The following is a 10,785-nucleotide window of genomic DNA, read 5'->3' as shown; positions in this document are numbered from 1 at the left end:
TGGAGGCGTCCTTGCCCTGGCCGTCGATCTCGGTGTCCTCGATGCGCAGGTTCGCATTGTCGTCGGTGGACGTCACGGCCTGGACGTTGGCCACGCGGATCCGGCTGTTGCGGATCGTCACGTTCTTGGCCTTGATCTCCAGGTGGCCGTTGATGTCCTTGCCGTCGATGACCGTGCCGGCGACCGTGATGGTCATCGGGCCGGTGTACGGCGTCAGCGTCACCTTCTTGCGCGTGTCACCGGCCAGGCCCTGCGGGTAGCCGGTGTTGTTGGCGGCCGGGAACCCGGCGACCGTGTAGGGAGGGTTGCTGCCCGTGGGCTGCGTCGTGTTGCTCTTCGTCGGCGTGGGGGACGTGGAGCCGGAGGGCGAGGCCGAGGTCACCGGGGCGACCGAAGCGGAAGGGCTGCCCAGACCGGCGGACGCGGACGGATTGACGCCCGTGCTCGCAGAGGCGCCGGGCAGCGCGCCGTAGCCGGGGAGGCCGTCCTTGCACGCGGTCAGGCCGCCGGTGGCGAGCAGGGCCACCGCTACGATGCCGACACCCGCGCGGCGCAGCGGGCTGCGGCCGGCGACGGGGTGCGAAGAAGTCTGTTCGGGGTGGAGCAGGGACCCGCCGGCGGGGAGGTTGGGGAGTCCGTCGGTGGGGTCGTGCGGGTTGTTGTGCGGGTTCATGCTGTGGGAGTCCTCCCGGTCAGTCGACATCCGTCAGTCGACGCCATTGGCCTGTCGGAGCTTTTCGGCGTGAAAGTCGGTTGGGGGTTCCACTCCAAACTTCAACTTTCCAATGTCTACGGAACCGCGATTTGTCCATTCCGGCAATCCGAAATGGGCCACGGTGATCGGCGTTTGGCGCCGTCCGAGACCTTGCCGTAACCATTCCGTTCGAAGCATGCCACGGCTCGACGGGGCAATGAAACCCTGAGGAGCGGAAGAACCGTTACCTTTGGCATTCTTAAGTCGGAGCTAATAAGCGGCACGACCTGAGAACCCCATATAAGCCCCGGATCGGGCATATCGGCTCGGGCTCGGAGTGGTCTGGATCGCACCTGAGGGTATGGCTCAGAATGGCGATACTCTCGCCTCTGTAATGCCGTGAACCAAATAGCCAGGTAGCCGTTTTGCCTGGTAGATACTGTGGTTCAGTCCGCCGTCGATCGGTTCCCGACAGCTGCCCGATGGCTCTATCCCGGTCTGCAGGTCGACTTGTGGTGCGGCCGGACCCTTGTTTTTCGCCAAGGTTGCGTTTTCCGTGCTGGACCGTCTCGAAGTGAAACTGGCGGTGCTGAGCGCGGAACAGATCGGAGGGGCGGATGCGCGGTGGCGCCGACAGGCTTTCCTTGTGACGTTTGGTCGTCTGCGAATTGCTGACGCTCGGCGGGCGTTGCTCATTCATGCGCGAGGCTCGACACCCCGAGGGTGTCGAAGACGCGGGCCCCCACCCACCCCACGTCCGCCTTGCCGGATGCCACGTCCCGGACGATCTGCTGCTCCGCGTTTACTCCTGAGGTTCCCCGAAACGACCAGGGGGTAGCGATCGGAGTCGATCGCGGCAAGACTCTCTGCCATGGAACTCGGCTCCCAGCTCTGGACCGCCCCTGCGCCCTCGCTGCTGACCGGGCCGACACACCTGCACGACCTGGGCGTCGTGCTGACGACGCGCTTCGGCACGGTTCGGGGCACCCACCGGTGGAGTGAGGTTACGAACCTCTGGTACGACGTCACGATGCGGATCAGTCACGACCGGTCGTTCGGCAGCGTTGTCGCGCAGCTGACCCGGGTGTTGACGTTCGACTTCGGCGACGGCGAGCGGGTGCCGGTGCGGTTGCAGGAGGGCCCGGTACGCACGCTCGCCAGTGACTTCTTCCGGGACGGTATCCGTTCGAGCGAGGCGTCAGCCGCTGAGCGGGTCGCCGAGACGGTTCGGAACGCGGTGGCCGCCGTCCAGCTACCCACGGTCAAGGCGCAGCTGGCCGCCGGTGGCGTGGTCGCCTTCGGGACGGTGAGCGCGAACTCCGACGGGCTGCGCCATCAGGGGCAGACGCTGCCGTGGCGGAAGGTTTCCTGGCTCGGCTTCATGCACCGGTACTCGAGCCGTCCGCCGAAGGACCAGGGTGGTGTCCTGCGGATCTCGTACGACCGCGACGACAACTGGTTCGAGGTGCCGGCCGTCGAGGTGTCCAACCTGCAGACGCTGGAGGAGCTGTACGACTCGATCCCCCGCGAACCGGAACGGCTCGCGGTGACGGCGGACTACGAGCCGCCGAGCCGGGACCCTGGCGCGGCGACGCTCTTCCTGCGCTGCCCGGCATGTTGGGTGATCGGTGGCGCGAAGAGCTTCTCGTACCGCATCGACACCGCCACCGACGACTACCGGTGGCCGGTCGAGTACGCATGCCGGTGCGGGCAGACCACGCAGCTGACCCAGCAGGACGTGGTATCCCGGGACAGCGAGTGGACCTGCACCGACCGCGGCTGTGAGACGATCTTCGCGGTGGCATCCGGTGCCTACTCGGTGGCCTGCCCGATCTGCCGGAGTAGTTACCGTCCGTCGTGGTAGCCGGGCCGTGCAGGCGCAGCGTCAGTACGTTGCCCTTCCGCCGCTGATGTCGTAGACGGCCCCGGTGGAGAAGCTGCACCGGTCGGAGACGAGCCAGGCCACCAGCTCCGCGACCTCCTCCGGGCGGCCGAGCCGGCCCATCGGGATCAGGCTGGTCAGCCCGGCGAGTACCTCCGGTGCCGTGTGCTCGTTCATCGGCGTCCGAATGACGGCGGGCGCGATCGCGTTGACCAGCACGCCGCTCGTCGCCAACTCCTTGCCCAACGACTTCGTCAGTCCGATCACGGCCGCCTTGCTCGCCGAGTAGGCGGACAGATTCGGGTTGCCGTCCTTGCCGGCCATGCTCGCGAAGTTGACGATCCGACCCCACGCCCGGTCGCGCATCGCCGGAACGACCGCGCGGCACAGGTTGAAGATGCCGGTCACGTTGACCGCGAACGTCTCGCGCCATTCGCCGTCGCTCACCTCCCACAGCGGTTTGTTGGGCCCGACGATGCCGGCGCTGTTGACGAGGATGTCGACCGGGCCGACCGCGGCGACGGCCCGGGTGACTGCGTCCGGGTCGGCGACGTCCACCACCACGTCGGCGCCAGCCGACACGTCGAAGCTGATGACGTTGATACCGTCCTGCGTGAGGCGGGAGGCGCAAGCCCGACCCAGGCCGCTTGCCCCGCCGGTGACGACGGCGACCCTCGCGCGCGTCTCTGCCACGTCATCCTCCACTAGTTGGAACGCCCATCGATGGAATCCAGCAATGTACCGTGGAGTCTGAGGCGGCCCACGACGACGGCAGCCAGCAGGGCAAGAGCCGCCATGGACAGCCCGATCACGGCGAAGGCGGCCGAGTATCCCAGCAGCCCACCAGCCGCCAACCCGACCAGGACACCGGATGCACCGGTGGTGAGGCTGCTCATCGTGGTGTCGGCAACCTGCAGCGCCGACGCGTCGGCGGCCCGGTCGTGCTCGGTGGTCCGTTCAAGCACCAGCACGTTCGCGGTCGGTATCGCGAGGCCGAGACCGAGACCGGCCAGCACCCACATCGGGTTCATCAGCCAGCTCATCGCCGTCGGCTGGCTGAGCCAGATCAGGGACGCGTTCGAGCAACAGATCAGCACGAGCCCGCAGCGCGCCAGCCGGATGCGACGTCGGAGGGCATCGGGTCCGGTCACGCGGCCCAGCCACCACGAACCGATCGCGCAGGGCAGACCCGCACAGGCGAGCGGAATCGAGGCCTGCAGGGGACTCAGGCCGTGCTGCGTCGCCATCATCAGTGGCAGGACCGACTCGACGCCGAAGAATGCCCCAGCCGTCAGGCCGCGCAGCGCAACCGGCGCCCCGATCCCCGGCCGGGCGGTCGCCGTGCCCCGGGGCAGAAGCCCCCGAAGTCCCCAGGCGAGGGCCACGATCCCCGCTGTCGCGGCCAGCAGCGTGGCCGCGTCAGGATGTTGTGCGCCGCGCGCGACGCATCCGATGCCGATCGCGACGGCAACGGCGCTGCGGATGCGGGACGGGTCGGCGTTGCCGGTCCGGCCTGCGGCGGGGCGGGCAGCCCGCAACGCCGGCAGCAACAGTGCCGCTGCCGCCACCGCGACAGGTACGAGACCGAGGAAGACCCATCGCCAGCTGACGTGCTCGGTGAGTGCGCCGGACATGGTCGGGCCGACGATGCCCGGTATCACCCAGCAGAAGGAGATCACCGCGAACAGCCGCGGCCGCAACACCTCCGGGAACATGGCGCCGACCATGACGTAGACGGTCGTCATCAGGCCGCCGCCGGCGAGTCCCTGGAGTACCCGTCCAGCGATCAACGGGAGCATCGCCGTCGCGGTTCCGGCGAGCAGAAGGCCGGCGATGAACAGCGCCACCGCGGTGAGAATGGTGACGCGTACGCCATATCTGTCGCAGAGGTACGCGGCGCTCGCCATGCCGATGACACTTGCGGCGAGGTACCCCATGAACACCCATCCGAAGTCGGCGAGGCCACCCAGCTCGCCGACCGCGGTGGGGAGCGCCGCCGCTACGCCCATCCCTTCGAAAGCGTTGAGCGAGACAAGCGTGCAGACGCTCCAACTCACAAGTCGGTACGGGCCTTGCAACAGCGACAGGCGTTGCTCGCTGTCAGGTCCCATCTGACGCCGCCCGGACGACACTCACGATCCGTTCGCCGATCTGAGCGCCCTCACCGGCCGCGAGTCCCAACGGGTTGACGATCAGGACATTGCGCCACGCGTCCTGCTCGCCGAGCTGGATGCGCGGCGTTCCCCGGTCCAGCTGTCGCGCCACCTCATCCACGTTGATCGCCGCTGCGGAGAAGTCGACCGCGAGGGTGGCGACATCCATGAACGTGTTGTGCTCGCGGGTCACTCGCACGGTGTCGCACGCCGTCAATGCCCGTTCGCACGCGGCGAGCTCGGCCGCGTAGTGGCCGGCCCACCGATCCGGTTCGGCGACATGCTCGCTGACCGCGACGAGCAGGCCGATGATCTGTTCCCGGCCGACCTTCATCCCACGACCGATGCCCTCGCGCCCCCCGGTCGGCCACAGTCCGGTGACATCGGAGGCCTGCCACGTCGCCTCCCGCAGGTCCATGTCCAGGTGGTGCAGCGCCACGTCACGGATGAGGTCCGCCCGCCCGCACAGCACCCCGGACGCCTGCGGGCCGCGAAACGACTTGCCTCCCGAGATCGCGACCAGGTCCGCCCCGTCGTCCAACAGCTGCCGCAGCCGGGAGATCGGCGGGACGTAGTCGGCCGCGTCGACGATCACCGGGACACCCGCGGCATGGCTCAGCTCGGCGACCGTCCGCAACGGCAGCATGTCCCCGTTTCCGCCGAGGCGGTGGAGCACCGCCGCGACCGTGTCGTCAAGCTCACGAGCGAGCTCGTGCGTGCGCGTCGAGTAGGGATAACCGATCTCGGTGAGGCGCAGACCCACCGCGGTGATCGCATGGTCATAGGGATCGCGGTGGGCCATCTGCACGATCACGCGGTTGCGCGCGCCGGTGATCGGCAGCTCGTCCACACCGCGAGAGTCGCCTCCGACGGCGCAGACCGCCGCAGCCAGCGTCAGTCCGGCAAATGCCCCGCTCGTGACGTAAGCGGCCGGGACGTTGAGCAGGCGCGCGAGCTCGATCCCCACCGCCTCCTGGAGCTCGTCCATCCGGACGTTCGTGGCCACCGCCCAACGCATCGCCTCGATGACCGTGTCGGACAGCGGCAGGCCACCGAGCCTCGTCACCGGGCCGAGCCCGTTCACCACGGGCCGCAGCCCGAGTCCGCTGTAGGAGAACCCGGTGCGGACACTCATGGTCGGTCTTCGTCGATGCCGGTATCCGGGATCGCCTGCGGTGCGGTGTAGCTCAGCGACAGGTGCGGTGTCGGGACCAGCCGCTGCTCGCGGCGGGACCTCAGCGCGGCCTCGATCACTCCGGTGGTCAGCAGCGTCCGGGTCACCGGGTACGGGCTGACCCCGCTGAGGACGAGGGACTCGATCTGACGGACCAGGAAGGTGAAGTGCCCGTGATCGGGCTCGTCGAGCCAGGGCGACGTCACGACCGTCTCGTCGGGGCCACGGACGGCAATCGCGGCCCGGTACGCGTGCAGATCGAAGTTCACCACCGTCAGCGAGGTGCCGTCGACATACTCGATGAGGAACAGATCGTTCGCGCAGCTGCGGGCGAAGCCGATCGGGTCGTCGGTGTCGATGCCCAGGGCACCGACCGCGGCGGCGAACAGGTCCGAGCCCCCGAGCCGTAACACGATCGCCGGCTCCACGGCCGCGCCGGTCACCGCCGTGACGGTTGCGACACCCGTTTCGCCGCCGCTTCGGCGCTCCAGCAGCGCCTGGGCGAACTCCAGATCGTGGAAGCCGTTCATCTCGGTCGGCCGGCAACCGGGCTCGGTCGCCGCGATTCCCGCGACGACAGCCTCGGAGATCGGCGCGCCGTAGGGCCAGTTCGCGCCGGTGGGGGTGCGCCAGGCGAGCGGCAGGGACGAGCCCGCGAGGAGCGGGATGCCCAGCCGTTCGGCGTCGGCAACCATGCTCGCGGCGTCGGTGAAGCTCCACGCCAGGTGCTTGTCGACGAAGATCGGCACGGTCCGGCCGCCCGCGACCATGGCCGCCACGCTGGCGTCGAACATCCTCCGCCGAGGGTAGAGCTTCTGTTCGAACTCGCCCCATCCGTAGTCGCCGTGCTCGCCGATGATCAGCACACCGTCGACGTTCACGCCCGACCCGCCGAGGGAGATCGCCTCGCCGACGGACTTGAACATCGGAATCCCGTGCGCGCGCAGTGTCTCCGTACCGATGTCGATGCGTGATATGGGCTCGTAGTCGTGCGAGCCGAGCTGCTCGAGGTAGACCGACGCCACCTCGATCCGCGCGTCCTGGTGTGCGCCGCCGAAGCGGTACCCGTCCAGCAGACGCCCGACGATCACATCGGCATGGGAGCCCTTGAAGTAGACCGTGCACAGCACGGCGACTCGCGGTCGGTCGCTCATGAGTGTCCTGTTCTCCCTATGCCGTCAGAACCGTGCGCGCGGACAGGCGTTTGCAGCCGAGCTCGACCTCCAGGTCGACCACCGGCGGCCGGGAGGGCCACTGGTGCAGTCCGTACCGGGCGATGGAGCCGAACGTGCCGCTCAGCACGGACTGCAGCCAGTCCGGAGGCTGCGCGATGTACACATCGACGATGCGTGCATCGTCGGTGGAGAGGCCCAGTGCGTGCAGGCGGGCGGCGATCTCACCGGCCACGAAATCGACCTTCGCCCGCAAGCCGGCCATGCTCGTGTCGCGGTAGGCGACGGTGTTCTCCGGACCGAGCGCACCACGGATCTCGGCCACCCCGGACAGCACGAAGTCACCGCCGTTGGCGGCGGCGTCCGGCTCCACGACCTGCACCGCGCGCACCGACGGCTGGTCCAGCGACGACTCGACGGGAGCCACGTTCGTCCGGGTCAGCGGACTGGGCTCGCCCTCGCTCAAGGGGTAGTGACGGCCGAGCAGATCGACGTAGTACGCGTTGAAGGACGCGAAGCCCTCGAGACTGAACGGCACCGGCGACCGTAGGTCCACGCCGGCCAGGGCGTCCCAGCCCTGCCCGTGGGCGGCGAGTTCCCGCCCGACCCGATCGAAGGCGATCTCAAGCGGCTGCGGCGTGGCGAACTCCCACTCGACGATCCGGAAGCCGGCCTCGACAGCCAGACCGTTCGAGAATGTCGCGCCACCGGGCAGGTACCGGTAGGCGCCACTGCGATGTGTGACGGGTGTGGTCATATGCGCTCCTAATGACGTTGGCGCGCGCGGAAGGCGGCGGCGTTGACCCGGTTGCCGCAGGTACGGCTGTCGCAGTACGCCCGCGACCGGTTGCGAGAGAAGTCGACCAGCACCCGGTTGCAGTCCGGCGCCGCGCAGACCCGCAACCGGGCCGCTTCACCCGCCACGAGCAGGAAGGCGAGCGCCATCGAGCAGTCGGCGTTCAGATGCTCGGCCAGAGATGCGTAGGGCGGGAAGAAGTGCAGGTGTACGCCGAGGTCGTCGTGTTCGACGACGCGGGGTGTCACCGCCGCGTTGGCGAGCGCGTCGTTGATCAGCCGGTTGCGGGCCTGGTCGTCCGGCGCGACGAAGACCGCGGCCAGCCGGGTTCGGACGCGATGCACAGGCTCGACGTCGGCGTTCGTCGGCGGCGCCACCTCGGTGATGATCCGGTCGGTGACGAACCTGCGGAGCGCTTCGGCGTCGGGCAGTTCCTCGGCCCCACTCACGTGCGGGCTGGTGTTGACCAGCGTGGTGATGGTGCCGAGCACATGGTCGAGGTGGTGCCACGAGGTCGCCATGTCAGCCCTCCAACGCGCCCGAGACGTCGGCTCCGCCGGCCGGCGTGGACCGGTGGAACCGCACGAGGAACTGCGCGACGACGGCGACGATCTCGTCGACCAGGACGGAACCGAGTTCGGCCGTGGCCTTGGCCGCGTCGTCCGTCCGTCCGTCGCTCGCCTCCCAGAGGCCCGGCCGGCGGATGGAGGCCCCAGGGATGTCCGGGCGACCGAGCGGGGTCCAGTCGGTGGGGTCCGTCGCCCGGCGGTCGAGACGGACGAGGTCCGGCTCCAACGCGAGCATCAGCGATGTCTCGAAGTGTCCGGCGTGGCCCGGGGAGTCGAACCCGTGGGCACGCAGCACGTCGGCCGCGAGAACCCAGTACGACGCCGCGGCGATGTGCACATCGAGCCGTTCCTCGTAGACGATCCGGTCGATGGCGAGGCGGATGGCGGAGTCGTTGCCGCCGTGCCCGTTCAGCAGCACCACACTGCGGAACCCCTCGCGCACGGCACCGCCGACCAGGTCGCACAGCAGGTTGACGTAGGTCGAGCTGGTGACGCTCAACGTGGCACCGAAGGGCAGGTGGTGGTGCGCGCAGCCGAACGGCAGCGTCGGCGCGACCAGGACGGGCACCTGCCCGGCGGCCAGCCGGGCGGATCGGTCCGCGATGGCGCTCACGCACGCGGCGTCGGTGCGCGTCGGAAGGTGGTGGGCGTGTTGTTCGGTGGAGCCGAGGGGAAGCACGAGCGTCGTCGCGGCGGCGGCCGAGTTCAGCTCGTCACGGGTGAGTGCGTCGAACGCAATGGTGTCCGGAGAGACCCGCTCGACGACGTGGACGGGGGCACGCATGCCGCAGACCATAACGTACGTAAGTCCCGTAGTCATGTTTGCTCATGTGCCGATTTTCGTAAGGACCAAAGTGCAATTGCTCGTGCTTGACGCTCCTACCTGGGCGCCTTATGTTCTCCGTACTCAGCAACCGTGCTTACGGTCATGACGCGGGGCGAGGTTCGTATCCGGGTGCACCTGAGGAGCTCAGTTGTTGTCAAGCAAGCCTTAAGGAGACAGACCTGTGAAGAGACGCTCCTACCTCGCCGGCGTCGCCGCGCTCGCGGCGTCGTTGGCACTGACCGCGTGTAGCAACGGCGGCACCGAAGACTCGTCCGAGCCGCTCAGCGGCGCCGGAAAGACCCTTGTCGTGCAGGGGAGCGCCTACTTCCTTCCCGTCTTCAAGGAGGTCGGCGCGCAACTGCAGCAGCAACTGCCCGGTCTGCAGATCAGGTACGACGAACTGACCGGAGAGCAGGAGACCTCGACCAACCTGCAGGTCGTCACCTCCGACGCCGCTCCCGACGTGGCGGACATCCCGACCAACCTGCCCCCGTACCGGACGTTGCTCAAGGCCAAACAGCTGATCCCGCTCGACGACGTGTGGACGGCCGACGACCTGGAGAACGGGTACGGCAAGGACCTGGCGAACTCGCTCAAGGCCGCTGACGGCCACCCGTACGTCGTCTCCTACAGCCGCACCCTCTACGGCGTCGTCTGGTACAACAAGGCGATCTTCTCCAAGCTCAACATCTCGGTCCCGGCCGATCACCAGATCGCGTCGATGACTGACCTGCTGACGATCACCAATGCGCTTCGCGCCGGCGGGTACCAGCCACTGGCGGCCGGCGGTGCGTCGAGCTACCACCTGACGTGGATCCTGGACAGCCTGCTGCCCACCTCGGCGACGCCGGAGCAGCTGAACAACTTCGTCAACAACTTCGACCAGAAGGTCCCGATCACGGTCGACTACACCGACAAGTCGTTCACCGCGGTGCTCGACCGGCTCAAGGAGATGTACGACAACAAGGTCTTCCAGGACGGAACTCTCGGGATGGACTCGCCGACGACGAACGCGTTGTTCGCCTCGGGCAAGGCCGGGATGCTCATGGGCCATGACCTGTCACCGACCGGCGCCAAGAAGACGAGCAAGACGGACCTGGATCTGGACTTCCTGTTCCTTCCGCCGATCAACCCCGGTGCCAAGACCCTCCCGGTGAACTACGCGGGCAACACCCTCGCCATCCCGAAGAAGGCGAAGAACCCTGCCATCGCCAAGGAGTTCCTCAAGCTCCTGATGAACAAGGAGAACCAGGCGAAGGCGATCAAGTGGAGCGGTGGTGCCGCGCCCGCCATCGACCTGCCCACCTCGTTGCTGACCGAGGGAAAGCCGGCGAACGAAATGGGACTGCTCAGCTACGGCGCCGCGAATGGGACCCGCGACGGGTGGGCGTCGATCGTCCCCGCCAAGCTGGGAACGACCGACCCGTACATCGAGAAGCTGTTCACCGGCGCGATGAACTCTGCGGAGGTCGGCAAGGCGTTGAACGGCATTCGGGATGAGCTCAGGTCGAGTTCCTGA

The 10,785-nt window shown here is 68.1% G+C and carries 9 protein-coding genes and 1 pseudogene; 2 read left to right on the top strand and 8 right to left on the bottom strand.

Translation table 11 applies throughout. The features are described from left to right. Nucleotides 1-703: pseudogene (locus ABZS66_RS18960) on the bottom strand (hypothetical protein); the annotation flags it as partial. A gap of 862 nt (nt 704-1,565) precedes the next feature. Between ABZS66_RS18960 and ABZS66_RS18955 the strand changes: the two are divergent. Beyond that, nucleotides 1,566-2,558: a DUF6585 family protein gene (locus ABZS66_RS18955; RefSeq protein ID WP_354759237.1), complete on the top strand. Its 993-nt coding sequence runs from the start codon at nt 1,566-1,568 to the stop codon at nt 2,556-2,558. A 21-nt stretch (nt 2,559-2,579) separates the two neighbouring features. Here ABZS66_RS18955 and ABZS66_RS18950 read toward each other — a convergent pair whose 3' ends face one another. The 7 genes from ABZS66_RS18950 to ABZS66_RS18920 form a co-directional block, all read right to left on the bottom strand. Further along, nucleotides 2,580-3,269, bottom strand: coding sequence for an SDR family NAD(P)-dependent oxidoreductase (locus ABZS66_RS18950; protein ID WP_354759235.1), 690 nt, complete (start codon nt 3,267-3,269; stop codon nt 2,580-2,582). 11 nt (nt 3,270-3,280) lie between these two features. Next, nucleotides 3,281-4,687 carry an MFS transporter gene (locus ABZS66_RS18945; protein WP_354759233.1) on the bottom strand — a complete coding sequence of 469 codons (1,407 nt, stop codon included), beginning with the start codon at nt 4,685-4,687 and terminating at the stop codon, nt 3,281-3,283. After that, on the bottom strand, nt 4,677-5,696 hold the full coding sequence (locus tag ABZS66_RS18940) for a hypothetical protein (protein ID WP_354759231.1): 1,020 nt from the start codon (nt 5,694-5,696) through the stop codon (nt 4,677-4,679). Before ABZS66_RS18940 ends, ABZS66_RS18945 begins: the two co-directional genes overlap by 11 nt. Before the next feature lie 164 nt (nt 5,697-5,860). Then, nucleotides 5,861-7,057, bottom strand: a complete 1,197-nt coding sequence (locus ABZS66_RS18935) for a hypothetical protein (protein WP_354759229.1) — start codon at nt 7,055-7,057, stop codon at nt 5,861-5,863. A gap of 16 nt (nt 7,058-7,073) precedes the next feature. Continuing rightward, a complete protein-coding gene (locus ABZS66_RS18930) occupies nt 7,074-7,832 on the bottom strand; it encodes a hypothetical protein (RefSeq protein WP_354759227.1) in 759 nt (252 codons plus the stop codon). Nucleotides 7,833-7,840: 8 nt separating this feature from the next. Beyond that, nucleotides 7,841-8,392, bottom strand: a complete 552-nt coding sequence (locus ABZS66_RS18925) for a CGNR zinc finger domain-containing protein (RefSeq protein ID WP_354759225.1) — start codon at nt 8,390-8,392, stop codon at nt 7,841-7,843. Nucleotide 8,393: 1 nt separating this feature from the next. Next, nucleotides 8,394-9,224, bottom strand: a complete 831-nt coding sequence (locus ABZS66_RS18920) for a creatininase family protein (protein WP_354759223.1) — start codon at nt 9,222-9,224, stop codon at nt 8,394-8,396. Between the two features lie 223 nt (nt 9,225-9,447). On the opposite strand from ABZS66_RS18920, the gene ABZS66_RS18915 reads away from it, so the two are divergent. Beyond that, complete coding sequence (locus tag ABZS66_RS18915) at nt 9,448-10,785, top strand: extracellular solute-binding protein (protein WP_354759221.1); 1,338 nt, start codon at nt 9,448-9,450, stop codon at nt 10,783-10,785.

The organism is Dactylosporangium sp. NPDC005572 (assembly GCF_040605515.1).
Taxonomy (GTDB): Bacteria; Actinomycetota; Actinomycetes; order Mycobacteriales; family Micromonosporaceae; genus Dactylosporangium.
The sequence above is the reverse complement of the archived record's forward strand: the minus strand, read 5'-3'. Positions and strand labels throughout refer to the sequence as shown.